A 19,770-nucleotide genomic window follows, 5' to 3' on the forward strand; every position below is an offset into this window, starting at 1 on the left:
CCGCTTCGGCGCTACCGCGTCGGCGTCACGGCTTCAGCGTCAGCGTGTCGACCGTCGACTTGTCGACAGCCTCCTTGCCGAAGGGCCACTCCAGCAGTTCGCCCTTGGCCCACATCGTCGTCTGGTCCGTGTACGTGGATGCGTACGCGTGCCCCGAGGCGCCGGTCAGGTTGATCCAGCGGGACTTGTCCAGGTCGTTGAGGTTCACGACCATCCGCATCGACGGCACCCAGGTGACCCCGTACCCGCTGGAGGCGTTCCAGCCGGTCGCGTTGACGGTGGCCTCGCCGCCGCCCAGGTTCCACGGGCCGCGGTTGAGGAGCCACCGCATGAAGCCGGGGCCCTCGGTGCCGATCGTCTGGTTCTTCAGGTTCAGCTGGTGCAGCCGGCCCCAGCTCCAGGTCGACTGGTCCTTGCCGAGCTTGGCCGTCAGCTCCCAGCGCGCGTCGTTCATGGCGCGGGCGAAGAGCTGGTCACGGGTGGTCGTCGCCGGCTTGGTCAGCGTCTTGGGCGAGGACCACCAGGGCGACTTCTCGTCCTTGACCAGGCGGCGCACCACCTCGAACCACCGGTCACCGCCGTCCGGCTGCGCCGAGTCGGGACCTCGGGTGCCGCACTCGCGGACCGTCTTGGTGAGGTCGTCGTTGGGACCGCCGCTCTCCTGGACGTTGGCGCAGCTGCCCTCGATCCGCAGCTCCTTGGGCATCTTGTCGCCGAAGGACAGCTTGAGGATGTTGCGCCAGACCGCGTTGAAGTACGCGGCCGCCGCCGAGTCGTTCTCCTGCGTGTAGTTCCAGCCTTCGAGCAGCTTCTGCGCCGAGCGCACGTCCGGGTCCGAGACCTGGATCTTGGCCAGCATCGGGGTCAGCAGCGCGGCGATCTCGCTGCTGTTGTCCATCTGCATGGCGCGCATGTCGTCGGTCGAGATCTTGCCGCTGTCCTTGATCTTCGCCTCGATGAGGTCGTTGATCCGCTGGCTGCGGGCGCCGTAGCCCCAGTCCGTGGTCAGCACGTACGGGTACTTGCCGGGGCCGGTCTCGGTGACGGCCTGGTTGGCGGTGACGATGTAGCCGCGGGCCGGGTTGAGCTCCCAGGGCATCTCGTTCTGCGGGATGTAGCCCGCGTTGCCGTCCTTGCCGCCCTTCCAGGCGAACTTCGGGTCCCAGCCGGGCGCCGGCATGCGGCCGTCGCCCTGGCCCCGCATCGGGATGCGGCCCGGGGCCTGGTAGCCGATGTTGCCGTTGGCGCCCTTGTTGTCGGCGTAGATCAGGTTCTGCGAGGGGACCTCGAAGTCGGCCGCGGCCGCCCGGAAGCTCGCGAAGTCCTTGGCGCGGTCGATCTTGAACACCGCGTCCATCGACTTGCCGGGGTCCAGGGCGGTCCAGCGCAGGGCGACGGCGTAGCCGTTGCCGCGGTCGGGGGCGGAGCTGGGGACGGGGGCGCGGACGCCCACGGTCTCCAGCTCGTCGCTGCGGTCGGAGATCAGCGGTCCGTTGTTGGTGGTCCGGACGGTGATCTTCTTGCTCTTGCCGCCCGCGACCTTGATGACCTCTTCACGGGTGGTGAAGGGGAGCACCTTGTTGTCGTAGACGTAGCCGTCGGGCCTGACCTGCTCCAGGTAGAGGTCGGTCACGTCGGCGCCGAGGTTGGTCATGCCCCAGGCGATGTCGGCGTTGTGGCCGATGACCACGCCGGGCATGCCCGAGAAGGTGTAGCCGGCCACGTCGTACTGGCACTGGGGCGAGACGGCGCGGCAGTGCAGGCCCATCTGGTACCAGACCGAGGGCAGCTGCGGGGAGAGGTGCGGGTCGTTCGCGAGGAGCGGCTTGCCGGTCGTCGTGTACTTGCCACCGATGACCCAGGAGTTGGATCCGATGCCGCTGCCGTTGGGGCCGAGGATGGCCGGGATCTCGTCCAGGGTCTTGGAGAGCGAGGTCAGCTGCGTGCGCAGGCCGACCGTGGCGCCCTGGGCGGTGGCGTTGCCGGCGAGGCCGGTGCTGCCGCCGTTGGGGGTGGCCTGCGAGCCGGTGCCGGTGCCCGTGCCTGTTCCGGTACCCGTGCCCGTACCCGTACCCGTTCCGGTACCCGTACCCGTTCCGGTACCCGTACCCGTTCCGGTGCCGGTACCCGTACCGGTACCTGTTCCGGTACCCGTGCCGGTTCCCGTGCCCGGGGTCCCCTGGGGCACGTACTTGCCGCCCGCGACCGTGCCGCCCTCGACGATCGGCTTGTTCCGGTCGAAGGGGTACGGCGGGTAGAGCTCGTCGATCTGGGCCTGCGAGAGCGTGTTCGCCATCAGCGAGCGGTCGATCTCGTCCTGCATGTTGCCGCGCAGGTCCCAGGCCATGGCCTTGAGCCAGGCCACCGAGTCCACCGGCGTCCACTGTTCCGGCTTGTAGTCGTCGGTCAGCTTGAGGGCGGCGTGCTCGACGGAGAGGTCCTTGCCGGACTTCCCCTTCAGGTACGCGTTGACCCCGTCGGCGTAGGCCTGGAGGTACTTCTTGGTCTCCGGTGAGAGCTTGGTGTCGTACTCGGCCTGGGCGACCTGGCGCCAGCCCAGCGTGCGCAGGAAGGCGTCGGTCTCCACCTGGCCGGACCCGAACATCTCGGAGAGCCGGCCGGAGGTCATGTGGCGGCGTACGTCCATCTCCCAGAACCGGTCCTGCGCGTGGACGAAGCCCTGCGCGCGGAAGAGGTCCTCGTCGTTGTCGGCGTAGAGCTGCGGAATCCCGTGCTCGTCACGCTTGACGTCGACGGTCCCGGTCAGACCGGGGACCTTGAGGGAGCCGGTGGTCTGCGGGAAGGAGGCGCGCACGGTGTCCACGCTCCAGTACGCGCCGTAGCCGATTGCCGCCAAGAGCACCAGGACCAAGACGAGCACGAGCAGGCGTGCGCGTCGTCCCTTCTTCTTGACGGAAGGTCCGGATTCATTGGCGGGCATCGCTGTCCTTAGAGGGGCAGGGTGGTCCTGGGATTGCTGGGAGCAACCATAGGCGCAGGACCATGTCCGTTGATCCGCCAGGGGTCAAGGTCATGAGGACAGGGCCGAACAGGCGTTTCACAATGTGACTATCGCGTCAAGGAATCGTCAAATATTAGGTAAGGTAACGAAGTAACTTGCCGGACGCGCCTCCGGAAGGAACGATCCGCCGCTCCGTCAGGCGCGCTGAGGAAAGGGCCGCCCGCTGACTGTCCACACGCTCAACGAGCTCCTGCTGGTCTGCTCGCTCGTGCTGCTCGTCGCGGTAGCGGCGGTACGCATCTCCTCACGCAGCGGCCTCCCCAGCCTGCTCATCTACCTCGGCATAGGCATAGCGATAGGCCAGGACGGCATCGGCAACGTCGTATTCGACAATGCCGAGCTGACGCAGGTCATCGGCTACGCCGCACTCGTCGTGATCCTCGCCGAGGGCGGTCTGGGCACCAAGTGGAAAGAGATCAAACCCGCGCTGCCGGCCGCGATCGTGCTGTCGCTGGTCGGCGTCGCGGTCAGCGTGGGCGTCACGGCGGCGGGCGCGCACTACCTGGTCGGGCTGGAATGGCGCCAGGCCCTGCTGATCGGCGCGGTCGTCTCCTCGACCGACGCGGCGGCCGTCTTCTCCGTTCTGCGCAAGGTCCCGCTCCCCTCGCGGGTGACGGGCGTACTGGAGGCCGAGTCCGGATTCAACGACGCTCCCGTCGTGATCCTGGTGGTGGCCTTCGCGACGGTCGGACCGGTGGACGACTGGTACGTCCTGATCGGCAAGATCGCGCTCGAGCTGGCGATCGGCGCCGCGATCGGCCTGACGGTGGGCTTCCTGGGGGCGTACGGACTGCGGCACGTGGCGCTGCCCGCCTCCGGCCTGTACCCGATCGCGGTGATGGCGATAGCCGTGGCGGCGTACGCCGCCGGCGCGATGGCTCACGGCTCCGGCTTCCTGGCGGTGTACCTGGCGGCCATGGTGCTCGGGAACGCGAAGCTGCCGCACTGGCCGGCCACCCGCGGGTTCGCGGACGGGCTCGGCTGGATCGCGCAGATCGGCATGTTCGTGCTGCTGGGCCTGCTGGTCACCCCGCACGAACTGGCGAGCGACTTCTGGCCCGCGGTGATCATCGGACTGGTGCTGACGATGGTGGCGCGGCCCCTGGAGGTGTTCGTCAGCCTCCTGCCCTTCCGGATCCCGTGGCAGGAGCAGGCCCTGATGTCGTGGGCGGGCCTGCGGGGCGCCGTCCCCATCATCCTGGCGACCATCCCGATGGTGACCGGCATCGAGGGCAGCGACCGGGTCTTCAACATCGTCTTCGTGCTCGTCGTCGTCTACACGCTGGTCCAGGGCCCGACCCTGCCGTGGCTGGCGCGCAAGCTGGAGCTCGGGGACACAGACGAGGCCGCGGCCGACCTCGGGATCGAGTCGGCGCCGCTGGAGAAGCTGCGCGGGCACCTGCTGTCCTTCGCGATCCCGCCCGCCTCGCGCATGCACGGGGTGGAGGTCAGCGAGCTGCGGCTGCCGGCGGGAGCGTCGGTGACGCTGGTGGTCCGGGACGCGAAGAGCTTCGTACCGGCGCCGTCGACCGTGCTGCGGCGCGGGGACGAGCTGCTGGTGGTGGCCACGGATCCGGTTCGCGACGCGGCGGAGGCCCGGCTGCGGGCGGTGGCGCGCGGCGGCAAGCTGGCGGGGTGGCTGGGCACCGGGGGCGGAGCGTCGCTGTAACGGCGGCCGGTGGTGCCGGCGGCGTCCGCCGGCACCACCGTCACTGCCTGCACCACCGTCACTGCCGGCACCACCGTCACCCTTCGACGGTCGTGCATATTTGTCGACATTCCCCGACGTCGCGTACACGGTCACCCGTGGTGGATCGGCGGCGATTTTCAGTGACGGAGGGTTACGCAGGGGCGGCCAGGATGAACGCTCCGCTATAGAGCGCTGCTCTAAACTGGCCAATTTCGGTGGCGTATGACCTTCTTCGCCCCCATTTCATGGGCGCTGGAATGCGAAGCTCCAGTTAATCGCAGGTGAAGACACGAGTTGCCAGAGAAATCACAGGGCGTGGTAGCGGATTCCCCTGTACGATGAAGGCACACCAGATCGAACCAACTCTGCCTGACGCAGAGCTGGCGCGACCGCAAAGCGGCCGTGGCACCCTCCCGCAGTGGGCGCCCAGGTATCACTCGGTTCTGCGCAAGAGGACAGCTCTCGGGGCTCCCACATGTACGGGTGCGGTCGCTCACAAGGCGGCGCACCGTCCGCAGACGGGGACGCTCTACCAGGCAGCGGAAAGGCCAGGCCGTGACATCCGCGGTCACGACCGACAAGTCCGCCACGTCCACCCGACCCGGCTACGGGCAGCTGCTCCGCACGCCCGGCGCCCTCGGCTTCGTCCTCCCCGGCTTCGCCGCCCGTCTGCCGTTCGGCATGCTGACGATCAGCATCCTGCTGCTCGTCCAGCACGCCACCGGCTCCTACGGAGACGCCGGCATCGTCGCCGCCGTCACCGGCGTCTCCATGGCCCTCTTCGCACCGGTCATGGGCAAGTTCACCGACCGCCGCGGCCAGAGCGCCGTCCTCGTGCCGGTCGTCCTCGTCCACGCCGCCGCGGTCTCCGCTCTGACCGCGCTGGCCCTCCTCGGCGCCCCTCTGTGGGCGCTCGCGCTGGCCGCCGTCCCGGCCGGCGCATCCGTCCCGCAGGTCGGGCCCATGGTCCGCTCCCGCTGGGCGGCCAAGCTCGAAGGATCCCCGCTGCTGCCGACGGCGGCCGCGTTCGAGTCCGTCACCGACGAGTTCACCTTCGTCGTCGGACCCGTGCTCGCCACCGCCCTGTGCACCGGCATCCACCCGGCGGCCGGTCTGGCCACCGAGGCGGCCCTGACCCTGCTCGGCGGCCTCTTCTTCGCCGCGCAGCGCGCCACGGAGCCGAAGCCGGCCCCGGTCCCGGCCGACGGCCACAAGCACGCCTCCGCGCTGTCCTTCCCGGGCCTGCGCGTCCTGATCGTCGCCTTCATCGGCATCGGCGCCGTCTTCGGCGGCATGCAGGTCTCGCTCGCCGCCTTCTCCAACGAGATCGGCAACCCGGGCGCCAACGGCCTGCTGTACGGCATCTTCGCGGCGGGCAACATGACCGCCGGCATCGCGATGGGCGCCATCGCCTGGAAGATCGGCCCGCGCCGCCGCCTGATCCTCGGCTACATCGGCCTCACCGCCGCCGCGTCCGTCCTGTGGGCCGCCCACTCGATGATCCTGCTGGGCGCCCTCGGCCTGGTCGTCGGCCTGTGCATCGCCCCTGCGCTGATCACCGGCTACACCATGATCGAGCAGCTGATCCCGGCCGCCTCGCGCACCGAGGCCTTCACCTGGCTGACCGGCGCGGTCGCCTTCGGCCAGGCCGGCGCGGTGACCCTGGCCGGCCGGCTGACGGACGCGCACGGGTCCTCGTACGGCTTCCTGGTGCCGCTGGCGGCCACCGCGCTCGCGCTGGTCACCCTGCTGGCCCTGCGGTCGAAGCTGGCGCCGCCGGCCGCGAGCCGGATCGTGAACGCGTCGGCTCCCGCCGCCGCGGCGACCCCCGCGCCGGCCGCCCGGAACCGGGTGAACGAGCGTGGCATCGGTCACCGCCAGCCTGTGACGGTGGACTGATCCGCCGGAATACGTCACCATGGAGCGTCGTTAGCACTCATTGAGTCAGAGTGCCAGGAGGAAATTCGTGCCGACCTACCAGTACCAGTGCACCGAGTGCGGTGAGGGCCTTGAGGCCGTGCAGAAGTTCACCGATGACGCACTGACCGTGTGCCCGAGCTGCGACGGACGCCTGAAGAAGGTGTTCTCCGCGGTCGGCATCGTCTTCAAGGGTTCCGGTTTCTACCGGAACGACAGCCGTGGCGCTTCGTCGAGCAGCACGCCCGCCTCGAAGCCCGCGTCCTCGACGACGACCACCGCAGCGCCCGCCGCCGCTTCGTCCTCCTCGACGTCGTCGTCCGGCACCGGCAGCAGCGCCGGCTCCACGTCCGCCGCCTGACCCGTACGCCTTTCTTTTTCCGTAAGGCCCCGCTCGCCCTCCTGGGCGGCGGGGCCTTACGCGTACCCGGTTAGGGTGGCGCCATGGTCAACGCAGAGATCGGTGTCATCGGCGGCTCGGGCTTCTACTCCTTCCTGGACGACGTCTCGGAGATCCAGGTGGAGACCCCGTACGGGCCCCCCAGCGACTCCCTGTACCTGGGCGAGCTGGCCGGGCGGCAGGTCGCCTTCCTGCCCCGGCACGGGCGCAGCCACACCGTGCCCCCGCACAAGATCAATTACCGGGCCAACCTGTGGGCGCTGCGCTCGGTCGGCGTCCGCCAGGTGCTGGGCCCGTGCGCGGTGGGCGGCCTGCGGGCCGAGTACGGGCCGGGCACGCTGCTCGTCCCGGACCAGCTGGTCGACCGTACGAAGGCGCGCGCCCAGACGTTCTTCGACGGCGAGCCGCTGCCGGACGGCAGCGTCCCCAACGTCGTGCACACGACCTTCGCCGACCCGTACTGCCCCGTCGGTCGCACGGTGGCGCTCGAAGCGGCGCGGGGGCGCGGCTGGGAGCCGGTGGACGGCGGCACGATGGTCGTCATAGAGGGACCCCGCTTCTCGACGCGGGCGGAATCGCGCTGGCACGCGGCGGCGGGCTGGTCGGTGGTCGGCATGACCGGGCACCCGGAGGCGGTCCTCGCCCGCGAGCTGGGACTCTGCTACACCTCGATGGCTCTGGTCACCGACCTGGACGCGGGCGCCGAGACGGGTGAGGGGGTTTCCCACACGGAGGTCCTCAAGGTGTTCGGCGAGAACGTCGGCCGGCTGCGCGAGGTCCTCTTCGACGCCGTCGCTGCCCTCCCGCCGACCGCGTCCCGCTCCTGCCTGTGCACCCACGCCCACGACGGCTGGGACCTCGGCATCGAGCTCCCGTAGCCGCTCTACCTCGACCCCGCCCCCGACCGCGACCGCCTTCACCTGGCCGCCTTCACCCGGCCGGCTCAGCCACGCACTGCCGGCCGCACCCCGCGGACGAGCTCGCGGAGCCGGTCCGCCCGGTCCCCCTCCCCCAGGTCGAGGGGGATCCGGGCACTCGCGGCCAAGGCCGCGACGACTGCGGTGAACCCCTCGGACAGCGCGGCGGAGACGGGATGGCCGCCGCGCAGGTACCGGTCCACGAGCTCCTCGGCGAACCGGGCGAGCCCCACGGGGTCGACCTCGCTGTCGTCGGCCTCCATGGGCCCGATCCCGGAGGGCATCGCCAGTTCCCGCTCGAAGGCGGCCACCTGCGCGAGGAAGAGCCGGGACACTCCTGTCGCCGGGTTCCAGAGCACCTCGTCGCCCATGTTGTAGTACTGGCTCATGCGTCGATGATCGCGTACAGGGGGCTGCCGCTCCGGCGTCGGGGCGGCCGACGGGGCCGCTCGTGAGGGTGACGGAGTTGTCCACAACCTGGGGACCGTCCACAGGCCGGCGCGGGACCGGCCGGAACGGCGGATCGTGAGGGGGTCCGGGCGCTGGACCCGGACACCGGATCCCGATCGGCTCGGCGGTGCCCACCATGTCCAGGACCTCTTCCTGTCCTCCCTGTTCGCCCTCCTCCCCCTCCCCCTCCTCCGTCCCTTCGTCCTCCACGTGTCCCCCCGCGCGCCCCGTTCCCCCCTTCCCCCCGCTCCGCGTGGGCCGGGCCGGGGGCCGGCTGCGTCGTGCGGTGCGGCGGCGCAGGCGGGCCACCGCGGCCGGGCTGGCCGTCGTGGCGGCGGCCCTGGCGGTGGGCGGGGCGCAGGCCCGTGCCTCCCGGGGCGCGGCCCCGCCCGTGGTGAAACCGCCGGTGGCGGTGGTGCGCCTGGTGTCGGCGCCCGTGCGCATCGCGGACGCGGCGACGGTGCGGCTGCTGCGCCCCGGGGACCGGGTGGACGTGGTCGCGGCGGAGCGCACCGGCCCGCCCCGTGTGGTGGCGGCCGGGGCCCGGGTCACCGAGGTGCCCGAGCCGGAGAAGGGCGTCGGGGACGGCGGCGCGCTGGTGGTGCTGTCCATCCCCCGGGACACCGCTCGGGTCCTGGTGGGCGCGGGCACGGTGGCGCGGCTGGCGGTGACGTTGTGCTGATTCGCACGCACGCCCAGTCAAGTCACCTTGTTGTGCGGCTCGATTGGACACTGCGGGCCCGGACTGCCGTAGCTTTCGGAACAGTTGACTCCGAATTCAGCGGTTCCAGAGAGAGGCTCAGTGGTGGGCGAGAAGAAGAAGGACAGCGTGCTGGCGGGCTTCAAGGCCTTCCTGATGCGCGGCAACGTGGTGGACCTGGCGGTGGCCGTGGTCATCGGCGCCGCGTTCACGAACATCGTGAACTCGATCGTGAAGGGCATCATCAGCCCGCTCGTGGGCGCCATCGGCACCAAAAGCCTGGATGTCTACACCTCGTGCCTGAAGGGACCCTGTGGCATCGACGCGAAGGGCGATCCGATCGGCGTCAACATCCTGTGGGGATCGGTCCTCAACGCCGCACTGACCTTCCTGATCACGGCGGCGGTCGTCTACTTCCTGATGGTCCTGCCGATGGCGAAGTACCTCGCCCGGCAGGAGGCGCGCCGCAAGGCCAAGGAGGGGGTGAAGGAGACCATGGAGATCACCGAGCTGGAGGTCCTCAAGGAGATCCGCGACACCCTGGTGGCGCAGCGGGGCTCGAACGGCGGCAGCGGCCAGGCTCCGGGGGCGCGGGACGCCTTCTGACCGCTCGGGCGGATCAGATGTGGTGCGGGGGCTTCTCGTCGAGGAAGCGGGCCAGGTCGGCCGCGCTTCCGCCGGCGGGCGGTCGCTCGCCCCAGCCGCGGTCGGTGTCGTCGGACGACTGGCGGTCCAGCGGGTCGTCGAAGACCAGCCGGGGGCGCGGCTTGGCAGCCGGTGTCGACGACGCCGGTGCCGGGGTCGGCGTCGACGTCGGCGTCGCGGCGGACTCGGGCAGCGGGTCGGGGGCGGCGGAGGTGCTCATGCGTCCAGGGTACGGCGACCCCCGCCACCGGCCCGGTTCAGCCGGGGACCTCGGCGCCCTTGAGGGCGTAGCACCGCCGGCACGCGGCGAGGAAGGTCGCGTGGAAGCCGATGAGGATCCGCAGCGTGTCGGTGACGGCCATGGCGGCGGACATCGCGGGGACGAACGCAAAGCCGTAGGCGGCGATGGCGGCGCAGGAGCCGGCGACGGCGCCCGCCTCCGTCCCGGACTGCTTCGACGCGGCCGCCTGCTCCTCGGGGCCCTGGCCCTCGGCTTGGCGCACCTGCTCGTCCCGGAAGACCACCGGGATCCGCCGGTCAGGGAACCGGAGCGTCCGTACGCCCCCCGGGTGCGGGCCGACGCGGTCACCGCGGCCGGCGCGGGGTCCTGCCGCCCCGTGGGCGACGCCGGGGAGGCGGCCCGTGCGGCCCGGCCCGCCCGCCGGATCGGCGGGCGGGCGGGATGGCGAGGACCCGGGTCGGCGCGGTGGCGAGGTCCCCGGCCGGCCGGCCGCCGGGGTACCTGGGTGCCGGGTTGCCGCAGTGCGACCGCGGGACCGGCCTCGGGAGCCGGGCCGGCGGCGTACCCGGCGTCGGCCGGGCGCCGGCGGATCGTTCGGATGGTGGTGGGCCGCTACGAGTCCGCCCGGGGCACCCGGGGGGTTCGGGCCGCGCGCCTCGCCTGTCAGGCGGCCGGGCACTGCTGTGCTGGGCGGTATGACGTACGTACCGATGACCGCGCGCAGCCGCGACGAGGACCACCGGGCGGCGACCCCGCTGGAGCTGTTCTTCGATCTCTGTTTCGTCGTCGCGATCGCCCAGGCCGGTCAGTGTCTGGTGCACTCGCTGGCGGAGGGCCATCCCGGGAGCGGGGTGATCGGGTACTTCTTCGTCTTCTTCGGGGTGTGGTGGGCGTGGATGAACTTCACGTGGTTCGCGTCGGCCTACGACTGTGACGACGTGCCGTACCGGATCGCGACGCTCGTGCAGATCGCCGGTGTGCTGGTCTACGCGGCGGGGGTGAGCCGTGCCTTCAACGACAACGACTGGACGGTGGCCGTCATCGGCTACCTGATCATGCGGGTGGCGTTGACGGCGCAGTGGCTGCGGGCGGCGTCCGGGGAGAGCGGTCCGGCCCGTACGGCGGCGCTGAAGTACGCGGCGGGGCTGGTGTTGTGCCAGGCGGGTTGGGTGGCGCTGCTGTTCGCCCCGGACGCGTCCAAGCGGTGGCTGTTCCTGGTGCTGGTGGCGGCGGAGCTGTTGGTTCCGGTGCTGGCCGAGCGTGGGCACCAGACACCGTGGCACGCGCACCACATCGCGGAGCGGTACGGGCTGTTCACCATCATCGTGCTCGGCGAGACGATCGCCGCGAGCACGGTGGCCGTGAAGTCGGCGCTCGACGAGCACGAAGCCCTGGGCGAACTGCTGCCGATCGCCGCGGGCGGGCTGTTGATCGTGTTCGCCGCGTGGTGGATCTACTTCGCGGTGCCGATGCACGAGCGGCTGACGTCCAACCGTCAGGCGATCCCGTGGGGGTACGGCCATCTGTTGATCTTCGCGTCGGGTGCGGCGATCGGTGCGGGCATCGAGGTCGCGGTCGAGCACGCGGTGGGCCAGGCCCACATTTCGCAGGTGGCCGCGAACGCCGCCGTCACCGTCCCGACGGCCCTGTTCCTGATGATGGTGTGGCTGTTGCACTCCCGGCACTTCAAGCGGGGTCTCGCCCAGCAGCTGGTGCTGCCGGTGTCCTCCGTGGTGATCCTCGCGTGCACGTGGACGGGTGACTACGCGGTGTTCTACGCGGGCCTGGTCGCGACGGCGACCGTGGCGGTGGGCCAGGCCCTCTCGGTCCGGGGCGGGTCGCGGGCGGCCGTCGCCGCCTGAGGTCCGGGGCTCCGGGAGGCGCCGGCCGCCGGGCCGTCACTCCCGCGCCCGTGGATCCGTTCTGCAGCACGGCGCACCGCTTACGGCACGCCACGCATCACGCGGTGCGCGTCCCCCACCACGGCGACAGGAAGAGAAGGCCCCATGACACTCCCCCCACAACGGCAGAGCGGCGCGACCGGTCCCGGAGCGGAACTGGCCGAGCCGGGTTTCTGGCAGCTTCCACCGGACCGGCGCCTGGCCGCCTTCGCGCGCCTGCGCGCGCTGCCGTCCCCGGTGTTCGTCCCGGAGGGGGCCGGCCATTGGGCGCTCGTCCGGCACGCGGACGTGCAGGAGGCGAGCCGGCTGCCCAAGGTGTTCGCCAGCGCGCCCGGGGTCACCACACCGGAGCCGGCCCGGTGGGTGCGGGCGCTGTTCGGGGACTCGATGGTCAACCTGGACGGTCCGGACCACGCGCAGCTGCGCAAGATCGTGCAGCGGGCCTTCACGCCCCGCCTGCTGGCCGCCGCCGAGGAGGACATCCACGCGGTGGCGGCGCGGATCGTGGACGACGTGCTGGAGGGGCGGCCGGACGAGTTCGTGTCGGCGGTGGCCTCCCGGCTGCCGCTGGAGGTCATCTGCAACATGATGGGCATCCCGGAGCGCTACCGGGCGGAGATCGCGGACCGGGTCAACCACGCTTCGGAGAACATCGGGGTGGAGCGGGGCCTGGCGTCGCGGCTGCGGATGCCGGGGCGTGGGCTGCGGGCGCTGGCGCGGATGCAGCGGATGGTCGCGGGGATCGGGCGGGAGCGGCGCAGGCACCCCACCGACGACCTGATCTCGGCGCTGGTCTGCGCGAACGTCGACGGCCAGGCGCTCGGGGCCCGGCAACTGGGGGCGTTCTTCAGCCTGCTGATGGTGGCGGGGGTGGAGACGACCCGTAACGCCATCACCCACGGGCTGACGCTGCTGACCGACTTCCCGGACCAACGGGACCTGCTGCTCTCGGACTTCGAGAAGTACGCGGACGGCGCGGTGGACGAGATGATCCGGCACTCGACGCCGATCATCCAGTTCCGCCGGACGGTGACGGCCGAACACAGCCTGGGCGGCCATCTGTTCCGGCCCGGCGACAAGGTGGTGCTGTACTACGCCTCCGCCAACCGTGACGAAGCGGTCTTCCCCGATCCGGACGCCTTCGACATCACCCGCTCCCCCAACCCCCATCTGGGTTTCGGGGGTGGCGGTCCGCACTTCTGCCTGGGCGCGCACCTGGCCCGGGTGGAGATGAAGGCGCTCTTCCGTGAGCTGCTGACGCGTCCGGTGGGGCTGCGCGCGGTGGGGCTGCCGGATCTGGCGGGGTCCAGTTTCGACAACCGGGTGCGTTCGCTGCGGTTCGCCTTCGAGTGTCCCCGCACCGAGGCGTGACGGCGGGCCGGGAGGAGCGGCCACCGGGTGGTGGGGGAAACGGCCACCGGGGGGGGGACCGGCCACCGGGCGGGGGGGGGACCGGCCACCGGGCGGGGGGGGGGGACCGGCCACCGGGCGGGCTGGGGGCCCGGCGGCCGGAGCGCGGCCCCGCCTACTGCTGGAGGCTCTGCACCGTCAGGACGCAGTGGGCGCTGCTGGTCAGCACTTCCTCGTCGCCGGCGAAGGCCTGCAGGAGCTCGGGGGTGACCGGCTTGCCGGGGACGGCCTCGGGCCAGGCGCGCGTGGCGAACAGGAAGTACGCCTGCCCGCTCTCGTTGGCGGCGGCGACCCATTCGTCGGGGGCGGTGCAGGTCGCGTTGAGGCCGGGCAGGGTCAGGGCGACCTGGTTGCCCGCGAGGAGGATCTGCACGGCGAAGGTGCGCGGGTTGCGGGTGCCGTCCATGACGACGTCGCCGATGGGCAGGCCGATCTCCTCCAGCAGTCCGCGCGCGGCCCTCTCGCCCGCCTCGCGGCCCTGCGGGCCGTCGCCGAGGGTGTAGGCGAGGAGGTACGGGATGTCGTGCCCTTCGGAGGGGTCACCGATCCAGGCGAGCACGGAAAGGGTGCCGAGGTGGGACCTGTCGATTTCGGCTTGCGTTGAAGTCATGCGCCGCACCTTAGTGCTCTGGAACCGGGCCCTTTCACGGCCTTTCACCCGGGCGGGCTAGACCGACCAGAAACCACCTCCGGAATTCGCCCTGATGTTCGCGTCCTGATACTGCAGCCGCACAATGCGCGTGTTTTCCGGGATTTCGAACACCACCCATCCCTCGGCCCGCTCACCGACCGCGAGGGAATCGAAGACGAGTGGTTTGCCGGTGGTCAGTTCACCGGTGCGCACGGCCGGGTAGCGCTTTCCCGCGCCGTCGTACGCCCACATGCGCCCGAGGGGCCCGTACGAGGCACCGCCGACGTTGACGAACGACATCGAGGCGGCCGCCCAGCGCTTCCCGGCAGGGGGCCCGTAGTTCGGCTCCACGCTGAGCGCGGGGTCCACGTAGGCGGCGAGTACGGCCTGGAGGTGTCGCCCCACCTCGCGCCCCTGCACCCGTACGGAGTCACCCACATGGGCATCCTTCGCGGCGGCCGCGTCCGCGCCGCGGGCCGGCGCCGCGGGCTCCTCGTCGGCGCCGGGCGCCCCGTCGTCGACGGGGACGGCGGGCGCGGCGGCGGGGGCGAGTGCGGCGCCCTCGGGGGCGCTCTGGCAGGCGGTGGCGCCGAACAGCAGGACGGGCAGGAGGGTGGCGGCGGCGAGGACGGCGGTGGGCTGGCGCATACGGGGACCCCTTCGGGGATCTTCGGTGCGGGGATGTAATTCGGCCAGTCTCACGCGCCCGAGCGGGCAATTGCACACACCGACACGGGTATGCGGTGCGCGTTTGCCCCCGACTGCCAGCACAATGCGTTCCGGCGGAATCCCGTCATCCACGCCCACCTGGAGGAAGAATGCGTACGCCTGCCCGCCGAATGGCCTTCTCCGCCTTCTCCGCACTGGCCGCGACCGCTTTGTTCGCGGCGCCCGCCGCCGCCACCGTCTTTCAGCAGGCCGTCGTCGTCAACCCGGACGCGGAGATCGCCCGGGACGGTGCGATCGCGCTTCACGGGGCCTACCGGTGCGAGACCGCGTCCCCCGGCGGGGCCACGCAGCTCAGGGTGACCGTCGCCCAGAAGGACTCGGGCAGGCTCAGCATCGGGACCGGTGTCGTCTGCGACGGTGCGCCGCACGAGTGGAAGGTGCGGGCGCCGCAGTTCGGCGCCGGCCTGCACGCGGGTCGCGCGGTGGCGACGGCGGAGCTCCAGGAGGTGCACCTGCACGGCCTGATGCCGAGGGCGGTCGACACCGTCGCCGCGGACAGCCGGGACATCGAGATCCACGTGCAGCGCTGAGGCCTCGGCGCACCCGCCGTCCGGCCGGCGGCCGCTGCCACAGGCCCGCGGCAACCGGTCGGCGGCAAGCGGTCGGCGGCAAGTCGTCGGCGGCAAGCGGCTCCGGGCGCTGGGGGTCCCTAGGGCCCCGAGGGCCCCGGCCGTCCGGCGCCGGGGCGCGCGACGCCCGGATCCCCGGTGCCGCTGCCGCTGCCGGTGCCCGGAGCCCGCGGACGCGGGCACGGGCGCCGGGCGCGGGCACGGGCGCGGCGGCCGGTCAGTGGCATTCGGGTGCGACGTCCGTCATCGACATGAACGCGACCGTCTGGCACCCGGGGTCCGCGTGGGGCCGTCCCGTCGTCCAGTCCACGACCTTCGGCACCCCGGCCGCGAGCAGCAGCACCGCCAGGAGGCCCGTGACGGCGCCCCTGCTCAGGCGGCGCACGGCACGGCCCGAAGCAAAACCTTCCGTTTCATGGCCGCATCATCACCCCGCACCCGGCATCCCACAACCCGGAGTGAGCGCCCGCTCACGGCGTGCCGTGCGGGGTGGCGGCGCGGGCGTCGAACTCGCACCAGACGGCCTTCCCATCGCCCCGGGACTCCACCCCCCAGTGCGTGGCCAGGGCGTCGACCAGCAGCAGTCCGCGCCCCGTGGTGGCCGCCTCGCCCGGGGTGCGGCGCCGGGGCCAGACGCTGGAGCGGTCCTTGACCCACAGCCGGATCCGCCGCACGGGTTCGGGCAGCACCTCCATGGTCAGCACCGCGCCGCCGTCGGTGTGCAGGAGGGCGTTGACCAGCAGCTCCCCCGCCGCCAGCTCGACGTCGTCGGCCAGCTCGGCCATGCCCCAGTCGCGCAGGGCCTGCCGCAGGGCGTAGCGGGCCTCGGAGAGCCCCTCCGGGTCGGCCTGGTGGATGTACTGGTGGATGCGCGGGGCCCGGTGGGTGCCGGGGTCCGGGGCGCGGCGCAGCACGAGCAGGGCGACGTCGTCGCCGGAGCCCCAGCGTTCCCAGAGCCGGTCGGAGAGGTGGTCGGCGAGGGCTCCGGCGTCCTGGGGTCCGCTGCGCACGGCGTGGGCGAGGGCTTCCATGCCCTGGGTGATGGCGGTGCCGGGTTCCTCGACGAGTCCGTCGGTGCACAGGACGAGGATCTCGCCGGGCACCAGGTCGAGGCGGGTCTCGGGGAACTCCTCCTGTTCGAAGGCGGAGGCCAGGCCCAGCGGCAGGCCGCCGCGTACGTTGGGCCAGCCGGTGCGGCCGTCGGTGTGCCGGATGAGCGGGCCGAGGTGGCCGGCGCGGGCTGCCCGTACGCCGCCGGTTTCCAGGTCCACCTGTGCGTACATGCAGGTGGCGAAGCGTTCGGTGTCGAGTTCGGCGAGGAAGCGGGAGGCGCGGGCCAGGACGGTGGAGGGGGAGTGTCCCTCGCCGGCGTAGGCGCGCAGGGCGATGCGCAGCTGGCCCATGATGGCCGCGGCGTGGGTGTCGTGGCCCTGGACGTCGCCGACGACGATGCCGACCCGGTCGCGGGGCAGGGAGATCACGTCGTACCAGTCGCCGCCGACCTCGCGTCCGCTCCAGGCGGAGTGGTAGCGCACGGCGATCTCCCCGCCGGTGATGTCGGGGATCCGGCGCGGCAGCATGGCGGCCTGGAGGCCGGTGGCGAACTCGCGTTCCTGGTCGAAGAGGAGGGCTCGTTGCAGGGACTGGGCGACGATGCCGGCGAGGCCGAGGCAGAGGTTCTGTTCCTCCGGGCTGAACTCGTTGCGCCGCCGGTAGAAGAGCACGAGTCCGCCGATGGCCTTGGCCTGGGCGATGAGGGGGAGGTAGGCGGCGGCGTCGTAGCGGATCCGGTTGAGGTAGTCGGCGAGCAGCGGGAACTCGGCGGCCAGGTCGGTGAGCGAGGTGACGAATCGTGCCTGCCGGGTGAGCACGGCCTGGGACAGCGGCAGTGATCCGTCCAGGCGGGTGAACCTGCGTTCGCTGAGGATCTCCAGGGACTCCCCGCTCAGGGCGATGATCTTGATGGTGCCGTTTTCGACGAGGCCCAGCGCGAGGCCGTCGGCGCCGAGGCGTTCCAGGGCGCCGGCGCCGGTCAGGGCGGCGGTCACGTCGTCGACGGTGACGGCGCGCGACAGTGCTTCGGTGGTGCGCTGCACGATGGCGGCCTGCTGGATGCGGGCGTTCTCCAGTTTGCGCAGCACGGTGGCGTGGGCGAGCTCGGCGGTGGCGTCGCGCACGATCGCGACGATGCGCAGCGGCTGCCCGTCGGGGTCGCGCAGTACCCGGCCCTGGATGTGGGTCCACTGGTCGCGGCCGTCGCGCCGGCGCACCGTGAAGTACGAGCCGTAGGTCGCGCCGCCGCCGTCCAGGACGCCGACGACGGTGTCCTGGAGCCGTGCCGAGTCGTCGGCGGGGATCCGCAGCCCGAGGCCGTCGGGGGTGTGGTCGAACTCCTGCGGCTCCAGGTCGAAGACGGCCAGGCCGGCCTCGTCGATGGTGACGGTTCCGGCGTCGAGGTCCCATTCGAAGCTGCCCATGCCGTTGAGCGCGAGCCGCTCGCCGGGGCCCGTCAGCGGGCCGGGGGTGCCGTCCCGCCCGGGTCTGTCACGCTCCGCCGCTGCCACGGGTCACACCACCTAACGGCCGGGCCAGCACGGCTGGGAGATGAGCCGCTCCCACTCCTCGTCAGGATGCCCCGGGAGGGTGCGTCCGGCCTCCCGCCAGCGCTTGAGGAGGGCGAGGTAGATGGCGGCCGGGTCGGCGGGGGCGAAGCCCCCGGAGGGGCTGGAAGGGGCGGAGGGGCCCGCCGGTCTGCCGGCGGCGGACGCGCGCCGGCCGTACGGTGTGCCGCCGGCGGCTCCGGCCGGGGAGTGTTCCCCGCGGCTGGCGGGGATGCGCACCCAGCCACGGCCGCCCTGTGCTCGCTCCGCGCCCATCGCGGGACCCCTCTCCGGTGGATCTCAGCGTAGATACGTATTCGGTTGCCCGGCGGCGGCCCGGTCGGGGCCGGCGCCGTCGGTGGTGCCGGTGAGCGGGCCCCGGGCGCCGAGGCGGCCCAGGACTCCCTTCACCAGTCTCCCCGCCGTGAAGCCCGCGCCGTGTACGAATCGCATGGAAGGTCCGAACGAGGGAGCGGTCAGCAGCCCCGCGAAGAACAGTCCGGGCCAGGATGACTCGAAGCCGGGGCTGAGCTCGGGGGTGCCGCCGTCGCCGACGGTCGCCAGGGCCGCGCGCAGTCCGGCGTCGAGCAGTTCCAGCCGGGCCAGGTCGGGGGCGAAGCCGGTGGCGGCGATGACGTGCGCGGTGTCCAGTACGACGGACTCCCCGGCCGCCGTGGTCAGGCCTAGCCGGGTCCGGCCGCCGGCCACGGGCACGGCCCGGTGCAGCCGGTGTCCCAGCAGCGTCGGCACCCGCCGTTCGAAGCGCTCCCGCAGCCACCAGGCCCCGGCGGGCCCCAGGGCGGTGGCGGCGATCCGCTCCCGGGTCGGGGCGGGCAGCCGCCGTACCGCCCAGGGCAGCTCGGACCACACCCAGCTGCGCCAGCCGGTGCCGAGGCCGCTGTGCGGGTCGCGCAGGGCGCGGAGCAGGGGCCGCTCCAGGGGCTGCGGGACGGTGTTCCAGTTCAGCCGGGACCGCCGGGCCACCAGGCAGGGCCGGGCGCCCGCCTCCGCGAGGAGCGCGGCGGTCTCCAGGGCGGCCTGCCCGGCGCCGAGGACGGCCACCTCCCGCCCGGCGAAGCGGGACAGGTCGCTGTGGCCGGTGCTGTGCGAGCAGTGGCCCGGGGGCAGGTCGCGCAGGGCTCGCGGGTACCGGGTGAAGGGCATCACCCCGACCGCGAGGGCCACGGTGCGGGCCGGGCGGGGCGGGCCGCCGGCGGTGTGGACGAGGAAGCCGTCGCCGTACGGGGTGACCTCGGTGACGGTGTCCTCCTCCACCTCGGGCAGCCCCGCGTGGCGGGCGAACCAGAGTCCGTAGGCGCTGAAGGTGGCGATGGGCAGCGGGCTGCCGTGTTCCGCGGTCAGACCGCGGGTGGCGCAGTACTCGGCGAGGGTGTGGCGGCCTCCGGGCGCGGAGAGGTTGGAGGACCAGGGCTCCGACTTGAGGTACATGCCCTCGGGCATGTGGTCCCGCCAGGACGCCATGGGGCGTCCCACGACGCGCACCCCGAGTCCGGCCGCAGCCGCGTGCGCGGCGATCGACAGCCCGTACGGGCCCGCGCCGATCACCACGAGATCGTCCATCCGCCTCACGGCCGTTCCTCCAGCTCCTCGGTTACCGGGTGACCAGTTCGTCCGGCTCCGCCGGGGCCTCCGGCGGGGTCCGGCGGGCCGGGGGTCCCGGCCGTTCGCCCCCGCGCTGCCGGGGCGCCCGCACGGCGCGGGCCCCGCGCCGCCCCTGTTCGGGTACGCCGCGCAGGACGCGGGCCCCCTTGCCGAGGCCGCGGCCCAGGAAGGCCCCGAGCATCGCCAGGAACGGCCCGAGGTCGTCGGCGGCGAACCAGGCCGCCTCCACGCGGCCCCGCCGTTCCCGCGGGGGCGCCGCCCGTACCGGACCGGGCCGCCGCCCGGCGGGCGGGGCGGATGCGGGGGGCGGGGCGGGTGGGGCGGG

Annotated in this window: 19 protein-coding genes and 1 pseudogene; 9 read left to right on the forward strand and 11 right to left on the reverse strand. The window is 72.5% G+C overall.

The genetic code is table 11. The features are described 5' to 3' along the window. Window positions 1-25 precede the first annotated feature (25 nt). Entirely contained in the window at window positions 26-2,941 is a 2,916-nt protein-coding gene (locus ABZW32_RS27160) for a penicillin acylase family protein (RefSeq protein ID WP_356220471.1), read from the reverse strand. Window positions 2,942-3,185: 244 nt separating this feature from the next. Here ABZW32_RS27160 and ABZW32_RS27165 point away from each other — a divergent pair, with 244 nt between their 5' ends. The 4 genes from ABZW32_RS27165 to ABZW32_RS27180 all read left to right on the forward strand — a co-directional run bounded on the left by ABZW32_RS27165 (window position 3,186) and on the right by ABZW32_RS27180 (window position 7,907). After that, window positions 3,186-4,691 carry a potassium/proton antiporter gene (locus ABZW32_RS27165; protein ID WP_356220524.1) on the forward strand — a complete coding sequence of 502 codons (1,506 nt, stop codon included), beginning with the start codon at window positions 3,186-3,188 and terminating at the stop codon, window positions 4,689-4,691. Between the two features lie 576 nt (window positions 4,692-5,267). Continuing rightward, a complete protein-coding gene (locus ABZW32_RS27170; RefSeq protein WP_356220473.1) occupies window positions 5,268-6,611 on the forward strand; it encodes an MFS transporter in 1,344 nt (447 codons plus the stop codon). Window positions 6,612-6,678: 67 nt separating this feature from the next. Beyond that, on the forward strand, window positions 6,679-6,990 hold the full coding sequence (locus tag ABZW32_RS27175; protein ID WP_356220476.1) for an FmdB family zinc ribbon protein: 312 nt from the start codon (window positions 6,679-6,681) through the stop codon (window positions 6,988-6,990). Between the two features lie 83 nt (window positions 6,991-7,073). Beyond that, window positions 7,074-7,907, forward strand: a complete 834-nt coding sequence (locus ABZW32_RS27180; RefSeq protein ID WP_356220479.1) for an S-methyl-5'-thioadenosine phosphorylase — start codon at window positions 7,074-7,076, stop codon at window positions 7,905-7,907. Between the two features lie 65 nt (window positions 7,908-7,972). Here ABZW32_RS27180 and ABZW32_RS27185 read toward each other — a convergent pair whose 3' ends face one another. Then, on the reverse strand, window positions 7,973-8,335 hold the full coding sequence (locus tag ABZW32_RS27185) for a DUF6086 family protein (protein ID WP_356220480.1): 363 nt from the start codon (window positions 8,333-8,335) through the stop codon (window positions 7,973-7,975). A gap of 197 nt (window positions 8,336-8,532) precedes the next feature. Between ABZW32_RS27185 and ABZW32_RS27190 the strand changes: the two genes are divergently transcribed. Together ABZW32_RS27190 and mscL are read left to right on the forward strand one after the other, a co-directional pair. Further along, a complete protein-coding gene (locus ABZW32_RS27190; protein WP_356220483.1) occupies window positions 8,533-9,078 on the forward strand; it encodes a hypothetical protein in 546 nt (181 codons plus the stop codon). 123 nt (window positions 9,079-9,201) lie between these two features. Next, window positions 9,202-9,702, forward strand: coding sequence for a large conductance mechanosensitive channel protein MscL (gene mscL / locus ABZW32_RS27195; RefSeq protein WP_356220485.1), 501 nt, complete (start codon window positions 9,202-9,204; stop codon window positions 9,700-9,702). Between the two features lie 13 nt (window positions 9,703-9,715). Here the strand turns inward: mscL and ABZW32_RS27200 are convergent, their stop codons facing one another. Both ABZW32_RS27200 and ABZW32_RS27205 read right to left on the reverse strand, forming a co-directional pair. Continuing rightward, entirely contained in the window at window positions 9,716-9,961 is a 246-nt protein-coding gene (locus ABZW32_RS27200) for a hypothetical protein (protein ID WP_356220488.1), read from the reverse strand. 37 nt (window positions 9,962-9,998) lie between these two features. Further along, window positions 9,999-10,244: a hypothetical protein gene (locus ABZW32_RS27205; protein ID WP_356220490.1), complete on the reverse strand. Its 246-nt coding sequence runs from the start codon at window positions 10,242-10,244 to the stop codon at window positions 9,999-10,001. Between the two features lie 433 nt (window positions 10,245-10,677). On the opposite strand from ABZW32_RS27205, the gene ABZW32_RS27210 reads away from it, so the two are divergent. Further along, the gene (locus ABZW32_RS27210) at window positions 10,678-11,844 is read left to right on the forward strand and encodes a low temperature requirement protein A (RefSeq protein ID WP_356220492.1); all 1,167 of its coding nucleotides are present in this window, start codon (window positions 10,678-10,680) and stop codon (window positions 11,842-11,844) included. A gap of 144 nt (window positions 11,845-11,988) precedes the next feature. Further along, on the forward strand, window positions 11,989-13,254 hold the full coding sequence (locus tag ABZW32_RS27215; RefSeq protein WP_356220494.1) for a cytochrome P450: 1,266 nt from the start codon (window positions 11,989-11,991) through the stop codon (window positions 13,252-13,254). Between the two features lie 154 nt (window positions 13,255-13,408). Here ABZW32_RS27215 and ABZW32_RS27220 read toward each other — a convergent pair whose 3' ends face one another. After that, complete coding sequence (locus ABZW32_RS27220; protein ID WP_356220497.1) at window positions 13,409-13,903, reverse strand: DUF5949 family protein; 495 nt, start codon at window positions 13,901-13,903, stop codon at window positions 13,409-13,411. Window positions 13,904-13,960: 57 nt separating this feature from the next. After that, window positions 13,961-14,572 carry a DUF4352 domain-containing protein gene (locus tag ABZW32_RS27225; protein WP_356220500.1) on the reverse strand — a complete coding sequence of 204 codons (612 nt, stop codon included), beginning with the start codon at window positions 14,570-14,572 and terminating at the stop codon, window positions 13,961-13,963. A 170-nt stretch (window positions 14,573-14,742) separates the two neighbouring features. Between ABZW32_RS27225 and ABZW32_RS27230 the strand changes: the two genes are divergently transcribed. Then, on the forward strand, window positions 14,743-15,183 hold the full coding sequence (locus ABZW32_RS27230) for a DUF6299 family protein (RefSeq protein WP_356220502.1): 441 nt from the start codon (window positions 14,743-14,745) through the stop codon (window positions 15,181-15,183). A 256-nt stretch (window positions 15,184-15,439) separates the two neighbouring features. On the opposite strand, the gene ABZW32_RS27235 is transcribed toward ABZW32_RS27230, so the two are convergent. From ABZW32_RS27235 to ABZW32_RS27255, 5 genes and pseudogenes are all read right to left on the reverse strand, one after another. Next, complete coding sequence (locus tag ABZW32_RS27235; RefSeq protein WP_356220505.1) at window positions 15,440-15,607, reverse strand: hypothetical protein; 168 nt, start codon at window positions 15,605-15,607, stop codon at window positions 15,440-15,442. A gap of 85 nt (window positions 15,608-15,692) precedes the next feature. Further along, entirely contained in the window at window positions 15,693-17,786 is a 2,094-nt protein-coding gene (locus tag ABZW32_RS27240) for a SpoIIE family protein phosphatase (RefSeq protein ID WP_356220507.1), read from the reverse strand. Window positions 17,787-17,798: 12 nt separating this feature from the next. Then, entirely contained in the window at window positions 17,799-18,098 is a 300-nt protein-coding gene (locus ABZW32_RS27245; RefSeq protein ID WP_356220509.1) for a hypothetical protein, read from the reverse strand. A gap of 24 nt (window positions 18,099-18,122) precedes the next feature. After that, complete coding sequence (locus tag ABZW32_RS27250) at window positions 18,123-19,403, reverse strand: NAD(P)-binding domain-containing protein (RefSeq protein ID WP_356220511.1); 1,281 nt, start codon at window positions 19,401-19,403, stop codon at window positions 18,123-18,125. A 31-nt stretch (window positions 19,404-19,434) separates the two neighbouring features. Next, window positions 19,435-19,770 (reverse strand): annotated as a pseudogene (locus ABZW32_RS27255) (ATP-grasp domain-containing protein); the annotation flags it as partial.

Origin of the sequence: Streptomyces sp. NPDC004667 (assembly GCF_040609475.1) — a bacterium.
Classification (GTDB): domain Bacteria; phylum Actinomycetota; class Actinomycetes; order Streptomycetales; family Streptomycetaceae; genus Streptomyces.